Source organism: Acidithiobacillus sp. M4-SHS-6 (assembly GCF_047421495.1).
Lineage (GTDB): Bacteria > Pseudomonadota > Gammaproteobacteria > Acidithiobacillales > Acidithiobacillaceae > Acidithiobacillus.
The window spans coordinates 1,964,629-1,988,848 of sequence record NZ_CP175559.1 but is presented as its reverse complement, the minus strand read 5'-3'; the positions used below and the strand labels follow the sequence as shown (position 1 = coordinate 1,988,848).

The window sequence follows — 24,220 nt, the reverse complement described above, 5'->3', positions numbered from 1 at the left end:
CCCCCCGGACCCCATGAGCATGGCATTGCGCCTGCTGGCGCGGCGCGAATACAGTCGCAAGGAGCTGCAGGACAAATTGCTTCATGCTGGTTTTGCGGCTCCGCAGGTACAGACGGTGCTCGACAGTCTGCAAACTGCCGGGTATCAGAATGACCAGCGCTATGCGGAAATGTTGAGGCGTACCCGGCTCAAGCAGGGGCACGGCCCCCTGCGCCTGCGCCAGGATTTGCGCCGCGCCGGGGTGGAAATCGAAGTTGGCGAAGGGGAGGAGCAAGCGCTTGACTGGCAGGCTCAGGCCCAAGCGGTTTACCGCAAGCGCTTTGGTGACAGCACTCCCGAAGATGCGCGGGATTATGCCCGGCGTGCCCGTTTTTTGGCGGGACGGGGCTTTTTGCCCGAACAGATTCGTCGGGTACTGGCAGATCCGGGTAAAAATCCGGATGATTTTAACGATTAGTTTTTTATGGATGACGAAAGACCGATGCAAGCGCAAGCCATTCGCCAAGCTTTTCTGGATTATTTTGCAGAACAGGGTCATCAGGTTGTACCCTCCAGTTCCCTGATCCCGCGTAATGATCCGACCCTGCTGTTTACCAACGCCGGGATGGTTCCCTTCAAGGACGTATTTCTGGGACTGGAGCAGCGTCCCTATCGGCGGGCGGTGTCTTCCCAGCGCTGCATGCGTGCCGGCGGCAAGCACAATGACCTGGAAAACGTCGGTTATACTGCACGGCATCACACCTTTTTCGAAATGCTCGGCAATTTTTCCTTTGGCGATTATTTCAAGCGTGAAGTCATCGGCTTCGCCTGGCGTTTCCTCACGGAAAAGCTGGCGCTTCCTGCTGCCAAACTCTGGATCACCGTCTATGAAGAAGACGATGAAGCGGCGCAAATCTGGATCAATGACATGGGCATAGATCCCGCCCGCATTTCCCGTTGCGGGATGAAGGACAACTTCTGGAGCATGGGCGATACCGGACCCTGTGGACCCTGTTCGGAAATTTTTTATGATCATGGCCCTGATGTCCCCGGGGGCCCTCCCGGCAGCCCGGAAGAAGATGGCGATCGTTACATCGAAATCTGGAATCTGGTTTTCATGCAGTATGACCGCGACAGCAGCGGCAAACTGACCCCTCTTCCCAAGCCTTCCGTGGATACGGGCATGGGCCTGGAGCGTCTGGCCGCCGTCCTGCAGGGCGTTCACAACAACTACGATACGGATCTTTTTCAGCCCTTGATTGCCGCAGCAGCAGCGCTTTCCGGCAAAAGGTATGGGCAGGATGCCGCCACGGATACCAGCCTGCGGGTTTTGGCGGATCATATTCGCGCCTGCAGTTTTCTGATTACGGATGGCGTGCTGCCAGCCAATGAGGGCCGTGGTTATGTCCTGCGGCGGATCATTCGCCGGGCGGTGCGTCATGGCCGCAAACTGGGCATGGAAACGGTGTTTTTTCATAAGCTGGTCGCTCCCCTGGTCCAGGAGATGGGCGGTGCCTTTCCTGAACTGGCCAAGGCCCAGCATGATGTGGAGCGTGCTCTGGAGCATGAGGAAACCCGTTTCCGGGAAACCCTCGAAAGGGGTCTGAATATGCTGGAAAATGCCATTTCCGGGCTTGCTGCCGATGCGGCCATTCCCGGCGACATCATTTTCCGTCTGGCCGATACCTATGGCTTTCCGGTGGATTTGACCGCCGATATTGCCCGGGAAAGAGCACTGCGCATGGATATGGAGGGCTATGAAGCCGCCATGACGGAGCAGCGTAATCGCTCCCGGGCTGCCTGGAGCGGCAGTGGCGAAGTCAAAATCGAACGGATTTATCATGATCTCGCCATGCGTCTTTCGCCTACCGCGTTTACGGGCTATACCCAGTACATGGGCGAAGGCCAAGTGCTGGCTCTGCTGCGGGATGGCGAAGAAGTCGCTTTTCTGGATGCGGGGGATCAGGGGGCGGTGATTCTCGATCAGACACCTTTTTATGGAGAGTCGGGTGGGCAGTCCGGTGATCGCGGTGAATTGCAATCAGAAAATGCGGTATTTATGGTAAGGGATACCCAAAAACCCATGGGGAGCTTACTTGTGCATCTGGGGACCTTGGAGTCTGGTCGTCTGCAGTTGGGCGACAGCGTCTTGGCCAGCGTCGACGAAGTCGCCCGCCGGGCGACGGCTGCCCACCATTCGGCCACCCACCTGCTGCATGCAGCCCTGCGTAATACCCTGGGATCCCATGTGCAGCAGAAAGGCTCTCTGGTCAATGCGGAACGCCTACGTTTTGATTTCAGTCATCCTGAAGCGCTGACAGCCGCACAGTTACAGACTATTGAGCGGGATGTGAATGCGATGATTCGGGAAAATTATGCCACCGACACCCAGGTATTGCCCATCGCCGAAGCTCAGGCCATGGGCGCCATGGCTCTCTTCGGTGAAAAGTATGGTGACGAGGTCCGCGTGGTTCGCATGGGCGACTTCTCGCTGGAACTCTGTGGGGGAACACACGTCCATGCGCTGGGGGATATGGGGATTTTCAAGATCCTCAGCGAAACGGGGGTGGCCGCTGGTATTCGCCGGATTGAAGCGGTGGCGGGGGCAAGCGCTCTGGACGTGATCCAGCGTGATGAACAACGTCTGCACGCTGCCGCAGCCTTGCTCAAGGTGTCCCCGGCAGAACTGGATCAGCGTCTGGGCCAAACCCTGGAGCGTTTACGGCAACTGGAAAAAGAGCTGGAAAAAATCAAACGCGATGAAGCGGCCCGTGCGGGTGCCGACCTCGCTGCCCAAAAGGAAGAAATGTCCGGTGTGGCGGTGCTCATCAGCCGTCTCGAAGGAATGGATGGCAAGGCACTGCGCGACGCCCTCGATCGCTTGCGCAGTCAGTTACCCGAAGCGGTGATTGTGCTGGCCGGGGTGGATGGAGAAAAGGTCGCCCTGCTTGCCAGTGTGTCGAAAACCTTGTCAGACCGCATTCATGCGGGTGAACTGGTCAATGTGGTAGCCCAGCCCCTGGGGGGTAAAGGGGGAGGGCGCCCGGATATGGCCCAGGCCGGGGCTGGCAATCCAGCGGGGTTGGATACTGCGCTCCAGGCCGCCCGCGATTGGGTCAGAAGCAGACTGATATAGTCACTAAACGGTGCCCGAATTCGGTAATCCTGAACCGGCGATGGCGCCTGCCGGGCGCTACAAACCGGTGCTTCTGGACAACGGATATATTAGTGTTGTGCCGGCTCCAATTGCCAATGCGGCCAGATGTCCTGGGCGTGATGATCGAGAACGGCTGCATAGATGACGGTGTTGGTCAGCACGTTCTGCACATAATTGCGGGTTTGTTGATAGGGGATATTGGCGGTAAATATGGGCCCTGCCCAAGGTCCCTGGGTCGGACCCGTCCAGCGCCCCAGCCAGCGTTTGGGGGCGCCGGGGCCGGCATTGTAGGCGGCTGCAGCCAATAACTCCGAGCCATCAAAACGCTGTTGTTGCAGGCTGAGATAATTGGAGCCCAGCACCAGGTTCCCCCAAATACTGTGCAGATCGGCATTGGCCGCAGCGGGAATATGGGATTGCAGCCAGGCCGCCGTGGATGGCATGACCTGCATCAATCCCTGTGCTCCTACATCGGAACGGATACCAAAAGCAAAGCCGGATTCCTGGCGGATCAAGCCCGCCAGAAAGGCCCGACGCAGCCCGGTGCGCATGGCAGCGGCACTGATGTCTTCGGCATAGGGAAGAATATAGCCTTGGCGCCAGTCGCCGCCATCAGGAATCAGGCTGCTCGCATGAATGCCCAGGAGCCATGCCTGTTGCTGGAAGGCCATGCGCGCTGCTGCCTTGATCTGGGCAGGATCAGAAAGTGTCTTCAGGTCATGATCCCATTCGCGCAAGGCGTCATAATACAGTCCCAGTCGATAAAGCGTGATAGCGGCTCGCTCGGAATCATTTTCTTGCAGATCCGGTAAAGCCACTGACTCCAGCCCAGGAGACGGTGGATGCAAACTGAGGGACTGTCCCAGAGCGGCCATGGCTAATTGTCCGTAGTAGGTCCAGGGCGAGGCGAGGGTGGCAAATTCTCCCTTGGCCAGAGATGGCTGGCCCAATTTCAGGTGAGCCACCGCGTTCCAGAACTGCCACTGCCGTTCATGGCGTTGCGCCGCATCCATGAGTGAAAGGGCGGAACTCACCATAGCCCAGCGCCCGTCACGAATGGCGGTGCGGATCATCCAGGCCAGTACTTCTGGCCGAGGATGAAACTGCGGATCCGTCGCATACGCCAGTTGATACCATTGACCTGATTCAGGACGAAAAGACTGGGTGGACTGAAAGGCAGCCTGGTAGAGGACCCGCGCCTTTTGTGCAGCATTCAGCGTCTGTAGTTGCGCGACATACGCTACCGCCTGATCGGGCTGGCTGGCCGCCAGACGCAACAGGGCGAGTTCAAGCAGACGGGTGGGTGTCACCGGCCAGGACCCGCTGCCATAGTGCTGGATTTGAGCCTGAATCCAGTGGTCCGGATGGTCGATGATGGACGCCAGTTGTGCTCCGGCACTTCCATTCAGATAGGGAGCAAACTGGCGGGCGGCAGTAAAGGCGGATGCCGCAAACATCTGTTGCAGGTGTTGCCAGAGCTGTTTCTGGGAAATCAGGCCTTGCTGCAGACTGTCGCGGGCCATGGCATTACAGGAGTGATCGTTTGCTGGGGCGCTGCTCCATAAAAAATAGGGTGAAACCACCGCCTCATTGTGCAGGGCGGGATCGCGGAAGGCATCACAGCGCAACTGGATGAGGTCCGGTTTGGTTCCGGACTGGTAAACGGTGGTAAAGGCATTCCAGTCCTGACGATGAGCCAGTTGGATCAGCCATTGCCGGCGCAGCAAGTGGTGAGCCACGCCGTCGGGGAAACGGGCGGAATACTGAAGATATTGTTTCTGAGTCAGGGTATTGAGGCGTGGTTGCAGTGACCAGTAACCCACCCAGGCACCCATGTAGGTATTTTCCAGTGCCGGGAATGCCGCTGCTGCAGGCAGATAATGACCCTGAGCAAATGCCTGGGCGGCCTTCTTCAACAAGGACTCCTGGCTTGCCGAAAGCGGGGTGTTGTCTGCGGCAGCGTTGCTGGAAAGGGCCAGAGCCCATGTCGCCAGCAGCAAGGGAATGAGGTGTTTTTTCACGATTGTTTTTTAATGTGCAGCCATCGGCTCAGATGCTTTGCCAGTGAAAGGGAACGTTGCGGATGATCTTTGGCCAGGGGGCCAACATGCAAATTCAGTGGTTCGCAGTGATCCTTGCCGTGGCAGATGACGCCGTGAGAGTCACAATTTTCACCGGCCTTTTTCAAAATTTGCACCATCTTGGCCTCGGCCTCGGCGCCACAACGGCCATCATACTGGATCAGAACGAGGTGTTTATCCGGCAGCACTTCCACATGCCCACCCATTTCCTCAAAAAACTTGAGTTCTGCCAATGCCGAGTCGGTAACTCCGTGCAGGGCACCACTGATGATAAAGCGATCGCGACGGTGTTCTTCTTGCTGGTTCATGCTTGTTTCCTGATATTATAGGGTTACGACAAAACAAATGTTCCGGAAATAATGTACCTGCAGCTCAGTATAGTGCCATCAGGCCACTTTGTCGGAAAGCCTTGATTGGTCCTCAGCGGCTATTTCCCGGAAGTGGGGCGAGGAGTGAAGCCAGATCTTCGGGACCAAATTGCAGCTTGTCCTTGCGCGCCTTGTCGAGCACTCCGGATGCCAGAATGGCTTTTCTCTCCTGCAGGGCCAGTATTTTTTCTTCAATGCTGCCGGCGACAATCAGTTTATAGACAAACACCCGACGTTGTTGACCAATGCGGTGAGCCCGGTCAGTAGCCTGATTTTCCGCGGCGGGGTTCCACCAGGGATCGTAATGGATCACCGTGTCGGCCGCGGTCAGATTCAGCCCCACGCCCCCGGCCCTGAGACTGATCAGGAACAGGGATACCTCACCCTTTTGAAAGCGGTCGATGGGTGTTTTCCGATCCTGGGTGCTCCCGGTGAGTTGCACATAGGGAATGTGCATTTTATCCAGGCGGGCACTGATCAGTGCCAGCATTTCCGTAAATTGGGAAAACAGCAAAATTTGCCGGCCTTCGGCCAATAATTCGGGAATCATTTCCATGAGCAGGGTGAGTTTGGCGCTTTCCTGAACCTTGCGGGCTTTGTCACTTTTCAGCAGGCGGGGGTCGCAGCAGACCTGCCGTAATTTGAGCATGGCGTCGAGAATGACGATCTGACTGCGCTGGAAACCCTTGGCGGCGATCTCCTGGCGGATGCGTTCGTCCATGGCGCTGCGTACGGTCTCGTACAGATCGCGCTGGGTGCCTTCGATGTCCACAGAACGGATGATCACGGTTTTCTCGGGGAGTTCCTGGGCCACTTCTGCTTTCTTGCGGCGCAGAATGAAGGGGCGGACGCGCTTGGCCAGCAGGTTCAGGCGATCGACATCACCGTGGCGTTCTATGGGGCTCCGCCAGATCTTCTGAAACGTGCGTGGATCGCCCATGAACCCGGGCAGGAGAAAATCAAACTGAGCCCAGAGTTCCCCCAGATGGTTTTCCAGGGGTGTGCCCGTCAAGGCGAGACGATGGACGGCGGGGATCTCACGAATGGCTTCGGCTGCGCGACTTTGTGCATTTTTGACCATCTGCGCTTCGTCCAGAATCAGCAGATGGAAATTCTGGTTCTTGAACAGTTCGATATCGCGCCAGACTAGCGGATAGGTCGTCAGTACCAGATCGTGCTGGGACATTTCCGAAAAATGATTCATTCGTTCCTTGCCGTGCAGAGACAGGACCCGTAACGCGGGTGCAAAGCGTCCGGCTTCTTCCCGCCAGTTATGAATGAGGGAGGTCGGCATGATAATCAGAGCGGGATTCTGCAGACGCCCGCTTTCTTTTTCCAGTAACAAATGGGCGAGGGTCTGGGCGGTTTTACCCAGACCCATATCATCAGCAAGAATCCCACCCAGGTCATGTTCCCGCAGAAATTGCAGCCAAGCCAACCCCTCCAGCTGATAAGGCCGCAATGGCAGGGCAAAGCCCTGAGGTGGTTGTACAGGGGGTATTTCACCGCTTTGCGGGAGGCGTTTACGCAGTCGGCGAATGGCATCCATGCCTTCACTGCGCCACTGCTGACTATCGGTCAGTTCTGTCAGGCGCGACACATCATAAGCGGAAACGCGCATCGGTCCTGAAGATCCCAGGCTGAACAAATCGATGAGCGTGCCCACCAGGGGTTTGAGTCGGTGCGCAGGGGTTTGAATGGGGATTCCCGAAGGGGTTTGTAAATGAATGGTTTCTTCATCGGGAATGCGGGTCAAGCCTCCAGGACTCAGCCAACGTGAATCCCGGGCAAACAGTGCACCCAAAAGCGGAGCCAGCGCCAGCCTCTCGCCCTCGACCACAATGCCGACATCCAGACCGAGCCAGCCTTCTTCTTCCCCATCCACCTGCATATCCCAGGCATCAATATGCAGAAAATAATGCCGGAAACCGTCAGGCCAGTGGACTTCCCAAGCAGCGTCGCGCAGTGTCTGGACCCCTTCCTGCATGAAGGTGCTCCAGTCCTTTTCGCTCGCCAGTCCAAAAATGGGCTGGGGCAGCAGGGAAAGGCTATGGAAAAGACTGGCTTTGGCAACCTTCATGCCGGTTCTGGCCAGGATTTTCAGGGCCTTTTTTTCACCCTCCCGATCTCGCTGGACGCGCACGGTTTCGCCGTTCGCCAGAGTGTGTATCTCGCTGTCGTCATCTATGCTTATATGCACAGGACCATAAATAAAACTGGGTTGACCATAATCAAAACGGCAGCTTGGACTCCATTGACCCGGATAATCCCGATAGGATTGCATACCCATCAACGATAAGGTGTCGCACCACAGGAACGGCTGGAGTGGTGCGGTTATGACCTGAATATCCTGTGCAGGATCGGCAACCGGAGCAGGCAGGTCCAGGGCTGATTCTTCCAGGATGTTTCTTAATAAAACGGCTTCTTGTGGATTCAGTGGCGGAGCCTGCAGGAGATCGTGCAACAGAGTGGGTTTGATGCGGGTGTCGATCGGTCCGATTTCGAGATTTTCTGCATCCAGATACCAGGGGACATCCAGTATCAGAAAGGCCTGGCAAGGCGGGTCGGTTTCCAGAACGGGATACTGCTCCGTGCCCTTGGCGGTTTTCCAGAGCAACTGGCCCTTACGGATGTCGCCCATTCGTAAAGGCGAAGAATCCGGTTGGTGCATATACAAGCGTTCACTGCCCGCCAATATGCCCAGAACGGCGCCGCCATGGCGAGGCCCCAGGGTGAAAAAGGCGCTTCTGGGGGCGTGAATGTCCTCAATGAGCAGGCGACGAATGGCCATCTGATCGGTTTCATCCAGAAAACCGGGAGGCCGGCGCAGTGCCGCTTCGTAATTGCTCCAAGGCGTGAGTTCGCTGCATATGCCTTGCTTGTTTAAGCGGGCTTTCAGACAGTGCAAGGTGGGTGCATGTTGTTGACCTACGTGAGTTTCCAGAATCCAGTGGAGTCGATAGGTGGTGGTCGGAATCCTGCGCGGTGGCGGATTCAGGTGCGAGCGCAACTCACCCAACCATTGCATGACATGGGGTCTGGGACTATTGATGGGCTCTGCATTACCCCGTTCGGCAAGATAAGTCAGTAGAACGGCGGCGACATGTTTACATCCGCTGGCCACCGGACAGGAACACAAGCTGATGAGTATCCCTTGACTGAGGTGAATATCGACATGATAAGGGCTACTCGCACTGCCCTGGACCAGAGCAGCCAGATCCGTATCCGTCAGGCGTTCCAGGTGGGTGACCGCATCAAGATAGGTCTGCGCTTTGCGGATTTCCAGATCACCCAGCCAATCACGAAGATCATTATAGTTGTAGCTGTCCAGACTGGGATACGCGTTATGGCCGCGATGCCAGTGCATCCATTCGTCATTTCTGGGCATTGTCTTGCTCGAACATCCTTTTGACCATCAACTTGCAATCATACACAGCCCGCCATGTTCTGGGAAAGTACGCCATTCTATCGTCGGCGCTTATATCTGGTTATCATGATGCAAAGCTTGTGCATAAATGGAGGAGTAAGCAGATGGCGGCATTTGGAACCAGCGGACTGAGGGGATTGGTGAGCGATCTGACAGATCAGGTGGTTTTTGTGCATGTGCGGGCATTCTTGCGCTATCTCCGGGACATCGGCGAGTATTGCAACGGCAACTCGGTCATTCTCGGCGGAGACTTGCGTCCCAGCACCCCACGCATACTGGCCGCCAGTTGGGCCGCTGTGCTGGCGGAGGGCGGGGTACCGCAATTCGCCGGCTTTTTGCCATCTCCCGCGCTGGCTTTTGCCGGTTTGACGGCGGGTGTCCCTGCGCTGATGGTGACGGGCAGTCATATTCCTTTTGACCGTAATGGCATCAAGTTCAATCGCCCCCACGGCGAACTGATGAAGGCCGATGAAGCAGGTATTCTCGCCCAGGACATGCAGGTAGCGCCGGGGATGTTTACGGAGGCGGGTGCCTTGTTGCAGGCGCCGGATTTGCCGGAACCGGATGCCCGATATCTGCGGATCTATCAGCAGCGCTATCTGGATTTTTTTGGCAGAGACTGTCTCGCGGGATTGCGGCTGGGCGTTTATCAGCACTCCGGCGTGGCCCGGGATCTCCTGGTGGATTTGCTGAGGGCTTTGGGTGCTGAAGTGTTACCACTGGGACGCTCTGCGGAATTCGTATCCCTGGATACGGAGGCCCTGCGCCCGGAAGATACGATGCTGGCTCGGCAAGCGGTAGCCGAACATCAACTGGATGCCTTGCTGACGACCGATGGTGACGCCGATCGTCCCATGATTGCCGATGCCGGCGGTCGCTGGTGGCGTGGCGATGTGCTGGGCGTGCTCACGGCTCATGTCCTGGGTGCGCACAGTGTCGTGACACCCATCAGCAGTAACAGCGTCTTGGAACGTTCGCAACTTTTTGCTCGGATTCGTCGCACCCGCATTGGTTCCCCCTATGTGATCGCAGCCATGCAGGCGGCGCTGGCTGCCGGTGAGGCGCCTGTGGTGGGTTATGAGGCCAATGGCGGTTTCCTCCTGGGTAGCCCCCTGCAGAGGCATGGCCATAGCCTGCACCCCTTGCCGACCCGGGACGCCATTCTCCCCATGCTCACCGTACTGACTGCGGCAAAACAGCGTGGCGTGCCCCTTGCGGCATTGCTGGATGGTCTTCCATCGCGTTTTACGGCCAGCGACCGGCTCCAGAACTTCCCAGGCACACTCAGTCAGCAATATCTGGAGGCGTTCAATGGAAGCGATGTGGCCCGGAATCTGACGGCGTTCAATCGATCCCTTGGCGAAGTGGCCGGCCCAGCCAACAGTATGGACCACAGCGATGGATTGCGTGTGACCCTGGAAAACGGGTCCATCATTCACCTGCGTCCTTCAGGTAATGCGCCGGAATTACGCTGTTATACGGAAGCGGATTCATCTGAGGAGGCCGAACGCATGCTGCGAGCCGCCTTGCAGATCATGCAGGGCTGGCGTGTTTAAGATGGGACCACGTTTTTCCCGAACGGGATGGATGTATGCAGGAATCGGATTGATTATTTTCGATCTGCTTCTGATGGTCGTTCGTTATCTGGGCGTGGTGTTCAAAACCAACGCCGTCGCGGTGCTGGCGGTACACCATGGCGTGGATGCCGAGGCCCAGAGCCTGCTGCACTTCGCCAATATCCTGAACATGGTGCGCTGGAAATGGATTGGCGGCATTTTTGTGCTGGGCATTTTTCTGCTGATTATCGGCTTTTGGCGCTCTTTTTCCCGGCGTCAGTAACGCTGATCTGGCTGCGTAGATAATCCTCATAACTGCCCTTGAAATCTTCAATGCCATGGGACGTAAATTCGATGATGCGGGTAGCCAGCGAGGAGACAAATTCCCGATCATGACTGACAAAAATCAGGGTTCCATCAAATTTTTCCAGGGCATTGTTCAGTGATTCGATGGATTCCATATCCAGATGGTTGGTCGGTTCATCCAGAATCAGCACATTGGGTTTTTGCAGGGTGAGCTTGCCAAAGAGCATCCGGCCTTTTTCCCCTCCTGATAGCACCTTGACCGAGCGGTTAACCTGATCTTGACCAAAAAGCAGGCGGCCCAGTACGCCGCGAATCACCTGATCGTCGTCCTTTTCACTCCGCCATTGACACATCCAGTCGAAGAGCGTCATGTCTTGCGTGAATTCCGAAGCGTAATCCTGGGCAAAATAACCGATTTTGACATTCTCCGCCCATTTAATGATCCCGGCATCAGCTTTTATTTCATCCACGAGGCACCGCAACAACGTGGTTTTTCCCAGGCCATTGGCACCAATGATGGCGATGCGTTCTCCAGCTTCAATGTGCAGGCGCAATTTATGGAAAAGGCGCAATTCTCCGAAAGATTTGGATAAATCCTTGGCATCCAGGGCGTAGCGATAGAGCTTGCGCTCCTGCTGGAAAACCAGATAGGGATTTTGCCGACTGGAAGGCTTGATTTCTTCCAACTGGATTTTTTCCAATTGGCGAGCGCGGGAAGTGGCCTGTTTGGCCTTGGAAGCATTGGCCGAAAAACGACTGACAAAGCTTTGCAGTTCGGCCATTTTTTCTTTCTTCTTGTCGTTATCAGCCAGTAATTGTTCTTTGACGAGGGTAGATGCCCGCATGTACTCATCATAATTACCGGGGTATATCCGCAATTCACCATAATCCAGGTCGGCCATGTGGGTGCAGACACTATTCAGAAAATGCCGATCGTGGGATATGATGATGATAGTGCTGGGGAGGGTCGCCAGTAATTCTTCCAGCCATTGGATAGTGTGAATGTCCAGGTTGTTGGTGGGCTCATCCAGCAGCAGGATATCGGGATCCGCAAACAAAGCCTGGGCCAACAGCACCCGCAATTTCCAGCCCGGGGCCACGGCCGACATCAAGCCGTTGTGCTGTTCCAGAGGAAAACCCACACCGGTCAGCAGTTCTCCGGCTCGCGCTTCCGCCGAATAACCGCCCAGTTCAGCAAAATCGCTTTCGATATGGGCTACCGCCATGCCGTCTTCTTCATTCATTGCGGTCAGGGAATACAGGCGATCGCGTTCCAGTTTGACCTTCCAGAATTCCGCGTGCCCCATCATCACCGTATCCAGTACGCTATGATTCTCGAAAGCAAACTGATCCTGACGCAGCTTGCCCAGGCGCTCGCCACTGCCCAGGCTGACATTGCCGGAGCTGGGCTCGAGGTCGCCGCCGAGAATTTTCATGAGGGTGGTTTTGCCACTGCCGTTGGCTCCTATCAGGCCATAGCGATTGCCGTCGCCGAAATCCACGGTCACATTTTCAAACAAAGGCTTGGAACCAAACTGCATGGTCAGTTGATGGGTGCTGAGCACGGCAAACTCCACAAAACGATAATGAACGGGCGGGATGATAGCACTGATCTGGAACCTGTGCCCTTAGCTTTGTATTCTCCAAAGGTCAGGATCAGCTTGACAGCCATCAGCACTATCCCTTAGTTTGCAAGCTTGTATCAACGCTGGGGGCGCCTGCCAGGGGGCAGGCTGAGAGGAACCCTTGGAACCTGATCCGGGTCATGCCGGCGTAGGGAAGCGCAGCAAGGCGGTATGCCCGCGTTTTCGGTCCGGATCACGTTTCATGTCAGACAATGGAACATGGAGGAAAACGCAATGGCGACACGTCCTACGGATCTGAGCAATACCCTGCAGGGAGCCTCAGTCACCCTGGGCCCAATACCAGGTTCCCGCAAAGTTTATCTCAACGGCGAATTATATCCAGAACTGCGCATCCCTTTGCGTGAAATCCTGCAGAGCGACTCCCGTAACCGCGACGGCAATGTCGAGCATAATCCTGCCATTCCCGTCTATGACGGTAGCGGTCCCTACACGGATCCCGAAACGCCCATTGATATTCATGCCGGACTCTCCGCCACCCGCTGGCAGTGGACGGCGATGGATACCCCACTGGAACATCGCCCCGAGCCCAGTTCCGCCTATGGTCGCGCCCGTCTGGCGGATGTCCACACGGCGGATCTGCGTTTTCATCATCGCCGTGAAATTCGCCGGGCGGCCAACGGCGGCAATGTCTCCCAGATGCACTATGCGCGGCGCGGTATCATCACCCCCGAAATGGAGTTCGTCGCCATCCGCGAAAACCAGGGTCTGGATCGTTTGCGGGCCAGCCATCCGGCGCTGTTCCGTGCCCATCGCGGCGAGTCCTTCGGCGCGCAGATCCCCGACACCATTACCCCGGAATTTGTGCGCGACGAAATCGCTCGGGGCCGCGCCATCATCCCCGCCAATATCAACCACCCGGAACTGGAGCCGATGATTATCGGCCGCAATTTCCTGGTGAAGATCAACGCCAATATCGGCAACTCCGCGGTCACCTCGTCCATTGCCGAGGAAGTGGAAAAAATGGTCTGGGCGATTCGCTGGGGCGCCGATACGGTCATGGATTTATCCACCGGCAGGCACATTCACGAAACCCGCGAATGGATTATCCGTAATAGTCCGGTACCCATCGGTACCGTGCCGATTTATCAGGCCCTGGAGAAGGTCGATGGTAAGGCCGAGGACCTCACCTGGGACTTGTTCCGGGATACGCTCATTGAACAGGCGGAGCAGGGTGTCGATTATTTTACCATCCATGCTGGCGTGCTGTTGCGTCATATCCCGCTGACGGCGAATCGTCTTACCGGCATCGTGTCGCGTGGTGGTTCCATCATGGCCAAATGGTGCCTCGCCCACCATCGGGAAAGCTTCCTCTACACCCATTTTGAAGACATCTGCGAGATCATGAAGACCTACGACGTGAGCTTCTCCCTCGGCGATGGTCTGCGTCCCGGCTCGCTGGCCGATGCCAATGACGAGGCGCAGTTTGCCGAGCTGCATACCTTGGGTGAACTCACCAAGCTTGCCTGGAAGCACGATGTGCAGGTCATGATCGAAGGCCCTGGCCACGTGCCCATGCAACTCATCAAGGCCAATATGGACGAAGAGCTACAGCACTGTTTCGAGGCCCCGTTCTACACCCTGGGACCGCTGACCACGGACATCGCCCCCGGCTACGACCATATCACCAGCGCCATCGGCGCCGCGCAGATCGGCTGGTACGGCACCGCCATGCTCTGCTACGTCACGCCCAAGGAGCATCTCGGCCTGCCGGACAAAAATGACGTGCGGGAAGGGGCCATCACCTACAAGATTGCCGCCCATGCCGCCGACCTGGCCAAGGGGCATCCCGGCGCGCAGGTACGGGATAATGCCCTGTCCAAGGCGCGTTTTGAATTTCGCTGGGAAGACCAGTTTCACCTCGGACTGGATCCGGAAAAGGCGCGGGAATATCACGACGAGACCTTGCCCCAGGAAGGTGCGAAAGCCGCCCATTTCTGCTCCATGTGCGGTCCCCATTTCTGTTCCATGAAAATCTCCCAGGATTTGCAGGAATACGCGCAATCCAAGGGTGAAGACATCGAGACGGCCCGACTGGAAGGGCTGCAGGAAAAGGCAGAGGATTTCAAGCGGCTGGGGAAGAATATCTACCTCAGATAACGGCGTCGGGATCAAGGCTTGTCAGCCAAATATTCTCCATATCCCCGCCATCCTGGCGGGGATGGCCAGCGCCAGATGGATATCGGAAATCAGCCTGATCTGCCAGGCGGCCAAAGGCCAGTCGGCAGCGGCCCGCCCCATGCGCAGGAACGGCACGATAAAAATATCGAGCAGAAAAAATTCCGCCAAACCAGAATACCGTAAGTATGCTCATTCATTCACCCCAGTAAAATGCGACCCAAATGCTTCGCCAGGGATAACACCGTCAGCGTCGGGGGCAAGCCCCAGGGTTCGGGAATCACCGACGCATCGCAGACATGGAGATTGGGGCTGCAGGATAGCCGCTCATCCAGGATGTGGCCGAGACGCACGCTGCCACCGGGGTGCGCGGCCAGCCAGGGCGAGAAGAATATGCGCCGCCCGCCCGCCGCGCGGAGGATGTCGGCGGCCAGTCCCATGCCGTTGCGCATGCGGGTTTTTTCGGCTGCGGAAAAGTGCCGCCAGACGCGCCCGTTGGTGTTGATTTCACCGCTGATTTCGTCGCGGATTTTCACCATGATCATCATGCTGCGCCGATAATGGGCAAGCATGTCGACCCTACCGGCCGTCCACGCGAAAGCACGATAAAAATTGGGCGGAACGGTCATGTCCGTCAGCATGTAACCGGCTTCCCGATCCACGAATCCCGCCGCCATGGGGAGTTCAACCTCCGGGTGCCCGTCTTCCCGCTGGAGCGCCACGCCAATGCGCAAGGGATCGCAAAAAAATCCCCGCCCCGCCTCGCTGATCCCGCTGCGCTGCAAAATCACGGGGCTTGCCACACCACCCGCCGCCAGAATGACCGTCCCCCCCATGAACCGGCGTAGCTGCCCGTTCTGGATGCCCTCCACCCCCACCGCACGCCCGTTCTGAAAAAGCACCCTGTTCACCTGAATGCCGGTTTCCAGTGTGGCGCCCAGTTGCATTGCCTGCGCCAGCAGCGAGGTCGCGGACCAGAAGGCTGCGGGTGGGCAGCCCCCGTCCCGGCAGAGTTCCTGATCAATCATTTTCGGCAACGCCTGCCAGGGCAGCCCCAAAGCGCGTGCGGCGGCGGTGATGCGTTGCGCGGCGGGACCCAGCAGCGACGCCTCCAGGGGTTGGTGCGGTAGTTCCGCCAGAACAGCCGCCAGATCCGGCGCCATTTCCACCCCATGGCGGGAAAACATCTCCAGGGGAGGCGATATGGCCGTGTGGTAGAAAACCGTGGAACCCCCTCCAACCCGCATGCCGCGGAGCAGGGCCACCCCCGGCGCCACATATAATGCCTCCTTGCGCCGCCAGAGCTTCCATAAATTCGGCGCTGATGCCGGCCCCGGCCCCGAAGTTTCCCCGCCCCGTTCCAGAATCCGCACGCGCGCTCCCGCGCGCGAGAGGTCTCTGGCCAGCATGGCGCCGGCAGGTCCGGAACCGGCAATGATCACATCGGATGTGGGCATTTTGCTGTGTATCCTCCGAAAATGAAGCCTTATCCCCAACGTGACAGCCAGGCCATGAGCCACCGCGTCCAGCGTCCGTAAGGGGGGCGCACCCATTCGCAGGCGCTCAGATGATTCTGCCGGAAGACGCCTTGGTAGTGCGAGAGGCGTTGAAACCCATAAATACCGCGATATTGGCCCATGCCGCTCAGGCCGATACCGCCGAAAGGAATCCCTGGTTGCGCCACATGGAAAATGGTGTCGTTGATGGTGACGCCTCCCGCGGCAATCCCCTCACAGTGCCGCAGGGCGCGCCGCTGATCCCGGTCGAAATAATACAGCGCCAGGGGCGCGGGGTGATCGCGTACGTAGGCCAGTGCCTCCTGGATGTCATCGTAGGTCAGAACCACCAGGATCGGCCCGAAGGTTTCTTCTTTCATGATTTTCATGTCGGGCCGCGCATTCCAGAGGAGGGTGGGCGGGAAGGGCCGCTGCGCGCCATCAATCGATGCGGGTGCCGGCGAGGGCTGCCAGAGTGAGGCTCCCTTTCCCTGGGCATCCTGCAGCAGGCCATCCAGTCGCTCCCAGAGCAGCCCATTGGGGATGCTGGTATAGTCCGGGTTGTCTGCCCAATTGGGATAGAGCGATATAGCGGCCGACTTCGCCAGCGCGATGAAATCGTCGCGCCGATCCGCCGCCACCAGGCAATAATCGGGGGCGATACAGGTTTGCCCGGCATTCACGAGCTTGCCTGCCATGATGGACCGGGCCGCCGTGGCCAGGGGGTAATCACGCTGGATGATGGCCGGACTCTTGCCGCTCATGGACAGGGTCACGGGCACCAGATTCCGCGCGGCGGCACGGGCGATCACCCGCCCGGTACGGGTGGCCCCCGAAAAAATCAGATGATCGAAAGGCAGCCCGGAAAACGCCTGATCCACACGGGGTGATCCCTGGACCAGCGCGATGGTATCCTCCGATGCCACTTCGCGCAGGCATTGTGCCAATAACGCCATGGTCCGAGGCACCAGGCGCGGCCCTTTGATCATCGCCCGATTGCCGGCGGCGATGGCCGAGACCAAGGGCAGCAGGGTCAGGAGCAAGGGATAATTCCAGGCGCCGATAACGCCGACCACCCCCACGGGTTGCGGAATGATCAGACTGCGGGCCGGCAGGAAGGGCCAGCGGGTATGCACCGCGCGCGGACGCATCCAACTCCGCAGATGCCTGAGCACGTAGGTGATCTCCGCCTGCAGGGGATAGATTTCATAGATTTCCGTCTCGCGGGGGTGGCGTCTGCCGAAATCCCGGGCGATGGCTTCGGTTAATTCCGTACCGTGTTGCCGCAGCATCCGCGCAAGGGCCCACAACAGCGTCCTACGTTGCCGGTAGTCGAGGGCGCCATTTTCCCGAAGCGCCGATTTTTGCGCCGCCAACAATTCGTCCACAGTACGCAATGGAATTCCTTATGAATAAAAAGGGGCCCGAAGGCCCCTGTGGCGGCTCCGCTTTTAGCGGAATCGTTTTCGGGTGTACAGGTAAGCAAGGCCTGCCAGGCTAAGGTAAATGAAAGGTATGAAAAAGATGATATCTTCCAGATCGACATAATGCATAGATAACTCCTTGTTTCCTAATGCGTTGGATCCTGCTTTCGCTGCTGTTCTTCATCCTGTCTGTCGAACATGATAGCACCTGCAGCAGCGATAAGAACGATCATGGTGGTCCCTACCAGCCAGGCAAAGTACCAGGGGCCGTAGTCACCGGTAATCACCGCCAGGAAAAGGGACAATACCATGATCGCCGCCATTCCAATAAATGTGAGCAACTTTTTCATGTTCGTCTCCTCTTAATAAGCATGGTCATCTTGCGTGTCGGGTGCCGCCACCTTGCCGCGCATCACCCGGAAACACCAAGTGGTGTAAGCGATGATGATAGGCAAAAAGATCAGGCCAAAGATGGTCATCCAGACCAGATTGTACTCGCTGCCCGTGCCGTTCCAGACCGTGAGACTCTGATCCGGATTGTCCGTGGAAGGCATCAGGAAGGGGAACATGGAAGTGCCCACCGCACCGATCACGCCGATCCATGCCACTGCACCCATCCACCAGCCGAGAATGGGCTTTTTGGCGCGCAGTGCGAGCGCCCCCAGGACCATGCCAGCCAAACCCAGCAAGGGCACCAGCCAGAGAATGGGGTGGGCGGAATAGTTGGCCATCCACGCCCCGTTCGCAAGAGTGACGGTCTGGCCGCTGACGGGATTCGCGGGCATGCCCGGATCACCGCTGACCAGTTGGAAACCCTTCATGCCGGACACTATGAATCCACCGATAATGAAGAGCACCACCGCCACAATGGCGCTGATGCTGGCGTAATTCCGTGCCCGGTCATACAGCGCACCGCTACCGCGTATCATGAGCATGGCGCCGCCTTGATAGATGGCCAGGCTCAGCGATAGCAGACCGCAGAGAATCGCAAAAGGATTCAGCAGATACCAGATGAAAGATTCGGTCTGGTAATACTGGCCGTCCCAGCCGAAGTGAAAGCCGACTCCCTCCAGAATATTCCCCATGGCAGCCCCGTAAACAATCATGGGCAGGGCACCGGAAATGAGGAAGACCCAGTCCCAGGAATCGCGCCAGCGATGACTGGGTACCTTGGAACGGTACTCAAAGGCGACAGGGCGCATGATCATGCTGAACAGCAGGAGGATCATGACGATGTAGAAGACCGAAAAAGACGTCGCATAGAGGCTTGGAAAGGCTGCGAAAATCGCGCCGCCGCCAAGAATGAACCACACCTGGTTACCGTCCCAGTGCGGGCCAACGATGTTCAGCGCCTCGCGGCGTTCGCCGTCGGTTTTGCCGACAAAGCGCATCAGAGTGCCAACGCCCATATCCATACCGACCATGATAGCGAGGCCCATCAACAGGATTCCCAGAACCAGGAACCAGAATATCTTTAAGTATACGTAAGCATCCATCTTGTGCTCTCCATTCAGTCGGGGGGTAAATCAACCCCCCTTGATTCTTCACGCAGGCGTTACTTGCGGTCCATGCTGGGTTTGGCGAAGGCTGGCTGACCTGCCAGGCCGCCACCCGCAGGTGCAGAACCGTGACCATGTTGATCAACCTGCGGACCCAGACGGGCGTATTTGAACATCAGGTAGAGCTCCGCCGCGATGAAGGAGGTGTACAGCAGGATGAACCCGATAAGCGAGAACACCATGTAGCCCACCGTATGGGTGGAGGCGGAGACGAAGGTAGGCAGCCAGCCGAAGACGGTCCAGGGCTGGCGGCCGTTTTCGGCAGTGACCCAACCGAATTCACAAGCTATCCAAGGCAAGGGAATACTCCACATCGCCAGTTTCAGCAAGGCCGGGTGCTTCTCGATCTCGTTCTTGAGGCTGTAGTAGGCAGCAAAGGCGAACAGCACCAGCATGAAGAAGCCGGCGGCCACCATCAGACGGAAGGCCCAGAATTCCACCCAGACATTGGGGATGGTATCCTTCGCGGTCTTGTCCAGAACACTGGGCAGGTTGCTGGCATCGATCTTCTTGAGGTTCTGGTCAGGGGCGTACTGCATGGCCAGGAAGCCGTAGCCCATGTCCTGTTCATGCTGCTTGAAGGTGGCCAGTGCCTGAGCGTTGCTGTGATCATGATTGTATTCCTGCAGGGCGATCATGGCCTGGATGCCACTCTTTATCTTTGGCTTGGCCTCTTGCTCCAACTGGTTGATGCCAGGAATGATGGTGTCTTCCGAGTGGGTCAGCAACGGCGTCAAGACATAGGGAATGGAGATCTCGAAGAGATTGCGGCCTTCGCTGCGGCTGGGAAAGGCGATGAGGTTCCAGGAGGCGGAAACGGGGTGCGGGTTGGTATTCCAGATGGCCTCCATGGCCGCCAGCTTGGTGGGTTGCACGCGGGCATCCATGTAGCCCAGGGCATCCCCTAGGGTAATCACACCGATGGTGGAAATCACGCCGAAGACGGTGGCAATCCGGAAGGAACGCAACGCCATATCTTTCCGCTTGTTGGTGAGCAGGTAATAGGCGCTGACGCCCATGACAAACATGGAGCCGGTCACAAAACCCGCGATGGAGGTATGAACGAACTTGGCTTGGGCATCGGGGTTGAAGATCAGTGAAATAAAGCTGGTAAATTGCATCCGCATGGTATTGGGATCAAAGGTGCCGCCCCGCGGGTACTGCATGAAACCATTGGCAATGAGAATCCACAGTGCAGATAGATTGGAACCCAGGGCCACCAGATAGGTGACCACGAGGTGCGCCTTGCGGCTGATGCGGTCCCAGCCGAAGAACATGACACCGACGAAGGTGGATTCCATGAAGAAGGCCATCAGCCCTTCGATAGCCAGCGGGGTGCCGAAAATGTCGCCCACGAAGTGGGAATACATGGACCAGTTGGTCCCGAATTCAAACTCCATGGTCAGACCGGTGGCGACACCCAGGGCAAAGTTGATGCCGAAGAGCTTGCCCCAGAACTGGGTCATTTCTTTATATATCTGTTTGCCGGTGATGACATACACCGTTTCCATGGTGGCCAGAATAAAGGTCATACCCAAGGTGAGTGGTACAAACAAGAAGTGGTAGAGAGCGGTCAGCGCGAATTGCAGGCGCGAAAGCTCAACCACCGTGGGATTGATTAACATATCCATGAACATCCTCCTACAGAGAAACCGGAGCCTTACGATCCGGAGTGTAACGGTACACCTCTTCATCCGGTGCCCCGGGTTTTTTTACTACTTGACTGGTTTTATTACTGTTTTTGCTGAACAGTCGGGAGTATTTTCCAAACATTTCCCGATGCCCGCGTTGGTTATGGAACCAGTGGTCTTTGCGGCGGATTTCTTCAACGCTGGTCAGGCGTCGTCCCTTGTTTTCCAGGCCGGGATACACCAGGGTTTCCCCCGGAAACGTCATCAAACGCTGAGTGATACTTTGATAGAGGATACGTGCGGCATCGGTGTTGGGGCAGGGCAGGGTGCTGTTGACCAACAGCGTCTTGCCGGTGAACAAGCGGTCTTCCCAGAAATAGGTCACCGCACAGGGGCTTTGCCCCGGTGTATGCAGTACCTGCAGGCTTTCTTCCCCAAAATACAGGATATCCTTGTGCCGCAGGCGCAAATCAATGGCTGCATACAGAGAGCTTTCATGGGCAACCATGCGGGCATCCGTGCCGGATTTTAACTGTTCACCGGCAGCGAACTGCTCCACTTCGTAATGTGTCTGCAGGATATAGGTCAGGATCAACCCCCGTTCATGGATGAACCGGGCCAGACTTTCCTGGAGTTCCGGTACCGGATCAATGATGACGGCTTCCCGGGTGACAGGATCTCCCAGCAGATAACTGAGCGTGCCTTTGCGCGCATGGCATAGTTGTCTGAAAATCATGGATCCCCATCCTTATCAGGTACTGATAGGAGACTATAAGCAAATCATGTGCCATTTTCAGACCCATATATACAAAAAACTTCACCGACATAAAATATTTGTGGATCAATTTGTTATGAGAGTTTATAAGGGATGATGCCTTTTGCTGCAGAGATGATCTCCATGCCATGTCTCGGCAAACTGTCAAAATTGACATGGACGATCTGACAGCGACTGCTACAATTATCAGAGCATACACAAGATTGTGGAGAATTCATGACTGATTTACTCAAGCAATTAAGGCCAGAAATGACCTCATTACTGGATTGTTTCAGTAGTCCCGCAGTCCTTTTATGTTGTGATTACACGGTTCTGGCGGCGAATCAGGCCTATCGGCGGACTTTTGGGGAAGGAAAACCCTTGCAGGGACGGCGTTGCGCGGAGATCATGGCCGAGGCTGGCTTTTCCTGTCAGCCGAGTGGCAACCATTGTCCTCTGGAAACCTGTCAGCAAACCGGGGAGAATCAGTATGGGGTGCAAATTCATACTGCCGGAAATATACAAATCGATTTATATCCCATTCGCAATGAGCGGGCGGAAGTCGTGTATTTTCTGGAATTGCTCCATGTGCTTTCGAGCGATGAAGCCCGGGCGGCTCCCGCCATGATTGGACAATCGGTGGCATGGCGGGAAGTGGTGCGTCTGATCAGGCGGGTGGCTCCCGGCGAAGCGGCCGTCCTCCTGCTGGGGGAATCCGGTACCGGCAAAGAACTCGCAGCAGCGGCTGTCCATCAGGCCAGCACGCAGTATCGGGGTCCCTTCATTACCGTAGACTGTTCCGGCTTGCCGGAAACGCTCTTCGAAAGTGAGCTGTTTGGTCATGAAAAGGGGGCTTTTACTGGCGCCCACTCCCGGAAAGTCGGCTTGGTGGAAGCGGCCAATGGAGGCAGTCTGTTTCTCGATGAGGTAGGCGATATTCCCCTGAATTTGCAGGTGAAGCTGCTTCGCCTGCTGGAAACTGGTACGTTTCGCCGGGTAGGTGGGATAGAACCTCTCCGTTCCCAATTCCGGCTGATTTCCGCCACCCATCGGAACCTCGAAAAAATGGTGGCCGAAGAACGCTTTCGTCAGGATCTTTACTACCGGATCAACACCTTTCCCATCACCTTGCCGGCCTTGCGCGAACGCCTGGATGATATTCCCCTGTTGGCCGAAGCCATTCTCCAACGGATTCCTGCAGCCAAAGGCTTGCAATTGCACCCGGAAACTTTACAGTTGCTGGAGCAGTATGCTTTTCCGGGGAACATCCGGGAATTGCGCAATATTCTCGAAAGAGCAGCGCTGCTGGCCGATGAGCAATGGATTCTTCCCCAGCATTTGCCTCTGGCTTTGCAACAGCCCATCCCTTCAGCAAAAACGGATGTGCAGAAACTACCTGGGGTAGATGCCCTTGTGACTTTGTCAGAGCTTGAGGCGCAGTATTTACGATGGGCACGCGGTACTTTTCCGGGTGACCGTCGCAGCTTGGCCGCGCGGCTGGGGGTCAGTGAGCGGACCCTGTATCGCAAACTCGATGCACTGAAGGAGGGGCGGTCCCTTGAATGAGAGGATCTGGCCGGAAGGCCTGTGGGTTCGTCCCGCCCATGAGGAAACGGCACCCTGCATCTTGTTGCTGCATGGCCTGGGTGCCTCCAAGGAGGATCTGGCTCCCCTCGCGGATTATATGGATCCCGAAAAGCATTTCCGATGGGTGTTTCCGGATGCGCCTGAAAAAGCGGTCACCCTCAATGCCGGGCGTAAAATGCGCGCCTGGTATGATATTTATGGACTGAGTCGGGATTCCGGAGAAGATGCGGCAGGCATGCAAGGAATGGGACAGCGCTTGGCCCTGCTGCTGGATCAGGAAAGGCAAAGAGCCGACCATCACCCCCTGATCCTCGGGGGATTTTCCCAGGGTGGGGCGATGTCTCTCTATCTGGCTTTACATCAGGGCTATCCCCTGGCAGCGGTACTGGCAATGAGTGCGTATTTGCCGTTGCGCCAGGATCTTCCCAAGGCGATACGGAATATCCCGATATTTTGGGGTCATGGCCGTTCCGACCCGGTTCTCCCCTTGGCTTATATGGAAACTGCCCGGGAAATTCTGGAATCCCTAGGGTGTGTACTCAGCACCCACGCCTACCCTATGGACCATAGTATTTGTGCCGAAGAACTCGGGGACGCGCGGCAGTTTGTGGACAGCATCATCATGCAAGGAAACAGGGCACTATCATGAATACCCTCTGGATTGAACAGTTTGTACATATTCTCGCGGTAATCGTCTGGATTGGCGGTCTGTTTTTTGTGACGATGGTGTTGGCTCCTACCCTGAAAAAGGAAATCACCCAGAACAGCACGCGTATTGCCCTGATGCACGGGTTATTGCGCCGTTTCTTTTTCTGGATGCTGCTCGCATCCGTGTTGTTGCTGTTGACGGGTTACAGCATGGTGTTTGTCTACTATGGAGGTTTTGCCGCCCTGTCCATTCCGGAATGGATCATGGTCGTTCTGGGTACCATCATGGTGATGATTGTTTTGCATAGTTATTTTGCACCGCTCAAGCGCTTGCGTCGGGCGGTGCGTGATCAGGACTGGCAGGCCGGCGCCAAGGCGCTGGGACAGGTCAGAATGTTGGCTAATACCAACCTCTGCCTGTCTTTTGTGGTCATCCTGGTGGGCATCTGGGGCGTGTTTGGAACGCCCTGGTAAGGCACGCTAAGG

At 56.8% G+C, this 24,220-nt stretch carries 19 protein-coding genes and 1 riboswitch; of the genes, 8 read left to right on the top strand and 11 right to left on the bottom strand.

Translation table 11 applies throughout. The features are described 5' to 3' along the window. Window positions 1-13: 13 nt before the first annotated feature. Together ACJU26_RS10380 and alaS are read left to right on the top strand one after the other, a co-directional pair. The gene (locus ACJU26_RS10380) at window positions 14-457 is read left to right on the top strand and encodes a regulatory protein RecX (RefSeq protein WP_414041966.1); all 444 of its coding nucleotides are present in this window, start codon (window positions 14-16) and stop codon (window positions 455-457) included. Between the two features lie 24 nt (window positions 458-481). Next, window positions 482-3,115, top strand: coding sequence for an alanine--tRNA ligase (gene alaS, locus ACJU26_RS10375; RefSeq protein ID WP_414041965.1), 2,634 nt, complete (start codon window positions 482-484; stop codon window positions 3,113-3,115). Between the two features lie 89 nt (window positions 3,116-3,204). Here the strand turns inward: alaS and ACJU26_RS10370 are convergent, their stop codons facing one another. The 3 genes from ACJU26_RS10370 to ACJU26_RS10360 form a co-directional block, all read right to left on the bottom strand. Next, complete coding sequence (locus tag ACJU26_RS10370) at window positions 3,205-5,157, bottom strand: transglycosylase SLT domain-containing protein (protein ID WP_414039579.1); 1,953 nt, start codon at window positions 5,155-5,157, stop codon at window positions 3,205-3,207. Further along, window positions 5,154-5,525: a hypothetical protein gene (locus tag ACJU26_RS10365; protein WP_414039578.1), complete on the bottom strand. Its 372-nt coding sequence runs from the start codon at window positions 5,523-5,525 to the stop codon at window positions 5,154-5,156. Before ACJU26_RS10365 ends, ACJU26_RS10370 begins: the two co-directional genes overlap by 4 nt. A 112-nt stretch (window positions 5,526-5,637) precedes the next feature. Next, window positions 5,638-8,973, bottom strand: coding sequence for an SNF2-related protein (locus ACJU26_RS10360; RefSeq protein WP_414039577.1), 3,336 nt, complete (start codon window positions 8,971-8,973; stop codon window positions 5,638-5,640). Between the two features lie 143 nt (window positions 8,974-9,116). Here ACJU26_RS10360 and ACJU26_RS10355 point away from each other — a divergent pair, with 143 nt between their 5' ends. Continuing rightward, window positions 9,117-10,568 carry a phosphomannomutase gene (locus ACJU26_RS10355; protein ID WP_414039576.1) on the top strand — a complete coding sequence of 484 codons (1,452 nt, stop codon included), beginning with the start codon at window positions 9,117-9,119 and terminating at the stop codon, window positions 10,566-10,568. A gap of 31 nt (window positions 10,569-10,599) precedes the next feature. After that, window positions 10,600-10,851 carry a hypothetical protein gene (locus ACJU26_RS10350; protein ID WP_414039575.1) on the top strand — a complete coding sequence of 84 codons (252 nt, stop codon included), beginning with the start codon at window positions 10,600-10,602 and terminating at the stop codon, window positions 10,849-10,851. Here the strand turns inward: ACJU26_RS10350 and ACJU26_RS10345 are convergent. Then, window positions 10,814-12,439, bottom strand: coding sequence for an ABC-F family ATPase (locus ACJU26_RS10345; protein ID WP_414039574.1), 1,626 nt, complete (start codon window positions 12,437-12,439; stop codon window positions 10,814-10,816). The genes ACJU26_RS10350 and ACJU26_RS10345 overlap by 38 nt on opposite strands. Window positions 12,440-12,574: 135 nt before the next feature. After that, a riboswitch (TPP riboswitch) is annotated at window positions 12,575-12,671 on the top strand. Between ACJU26_RS10345 and thiC the strand changes: the two genes are divergently transcribed. Beyond that, window positions 12,671-14,617 (top strand): phosphomethylpyrimidine synthase ThiC, encoded by a 1,947-nt coding sequence (gene thiC, locus ACJU26_RS10340; RefSeq protein WP_414039573.1) that lies wholly within the window; start codon window positions 12,671-12,673, stop codon window positions 14,615-14,617. Its footprint overlaps the riboswitch before it by 1 nt. Before the next feature lie 21 nt (window positions 14,618-14,638). On the opposite strand, the gene ACJU26_RS10335 is transcribed toward thiC, so the two are convergent. From ACJU26_RS10335 to ACJU26_RS10305, 7 genes are all read right to left on the bottom strand, one after another. Continuing rightward, window positions 14,639-14,806, bottom strand: coding sequence for a hypothetical protein (locus ACJU26_RS10335; RefSeq protein WP_414039572.1), 168 nt, complete (start codon window positions 14,804-14,806; stop codon window positions 14,639-14,641). A gap of 29 nt (window positions 14,807-14,835) precedes the next feature. Continuing rightward, complete coding sequence (locus ACJU26_RS10330) at window positions 14,836-16,092, bottom strand: FAD-dependent oxidoreductase (protein ID WP_414039571.1); 1,257 nt, start codon at window positions 16,090-16,092, stop codon at window positions 14,836-14,838. Between the two features lie 29 nt (window positions 16,093-16,121). Then, the gene (locus ACJU26_RS10325) at window positions 16,122-17,519 is read right to left on the bottom strand and encodes a coniferyl aldehyde dehydrogenase (RefSeq protein ID WP_414041964.1); all 1,398 of its coding nucleotides are present in this window, start codon (window positions 17,517-17,519) and stop codon (window positions 16,122-16,124) included. A 182-nt stretch (window positions 17,520-17,701) separates the two neighbouring features. Next, window positions 17,702-17,905, bottom strand: a complete 204-nt coding sequence (locus ACJU26_RS10320; RefSeq protein WP_414039570.1) for a hypothetical protein — start codon at window positions 17,903-17,905, stop codon at window positions 17,702-17,704. A gap of 12 nt (window positions 17,906-17,917) precedes the next feature. Next, entirely contained in the window at window positions 17,918-19,051 is a 1,134-nt protein-coding gene (gene cydB, locus ACJU26_RS10315; RefSeq protein WP_414039569.1) for a cytochrome d ubiquinol oxidase subunit II, read from the bottom strand. A 59-nt stretch (window positions 19,052-19,110) separates the two neighbouring features. Then, window positions 19,111-20,745: a cytochrome ubiquinol oxidase subunit I gene (locus ACJU26_RS10310; protein ID WP_414039568.1), complete on the bottom strand. Its 1,635-nt coding sequence runs from the start codon at window positions 20,743-20,745 to the stop codon at window positions 19,111-19,113. Between the two features lie 10 nt (window positions 20,746-20,755). Then, window positions 20,756-21,481, bottom strand: coding sequence for an MBL fold metallo-hydrolase (locus tag ACJU26_RS10305; protein ID WP_414039567.1), 726 nt, complete (start codon window positions 21,479-21,481; stop codon window positions 20,756-20,758). A 255-nt stretch (window positions 21,482-21,736) separates the two neighbouring features. Between ACJU26_RS10305 and ACJU26_RS10300 the strand changes: the two genes are divergently transcribed. Genes ACJU26_RS10300 through ACJU26_RS10290 form a run of 3 tightly spaced genes read left to right on the top strand, consistent with a single transcriptional unit; the run spans window position 21,737 to window position 24,208 of the window. Continuing rightward, window positions 21,737-23,065, top strand: coding sequence for a sigma-54 interaction domain-containing protein (locus tag ACJU26_RS10300; protein WP_414039566.1), 1,329 nt, complete (start codon window positions 21,737-21,739; stop codon window positions 23,063-23,065). Then, window positions 23,058-23,735 carry an alpha/beta hydrolase gene (locus ACJU26_RS10295; RefSeq protein WP_414039565.1) on the top strand — a complete coding sequence of 226 codons (678 nt, stop codon included), beginning with the start codon at window positions 23,058-23,060 and terminating at the stop codon, window positions 23,733-23,735. The genes ACJU26_RS10300 and ACJU26_RS10295 overlap by 8 nt, the downstream gene beginning before the upstream one ends. Further along, a complete protein-coding gene (locus ACJU26_RS10290; protein ID WP_414039564.1) occupies window positions 23,732-24,208 on the top strand; it encodes a DUF4149 domain-containing protein in 477 nt (158 codons plus the stop codon). The genes ACJU26_RS10295 and ACJU26_RS10290 overlap by 4 nt, the downstream gene beginning before the upstream one ends. The last annotated feature ends 12 nt before the right edge of the window (window positions 24,209-24,220 follow it).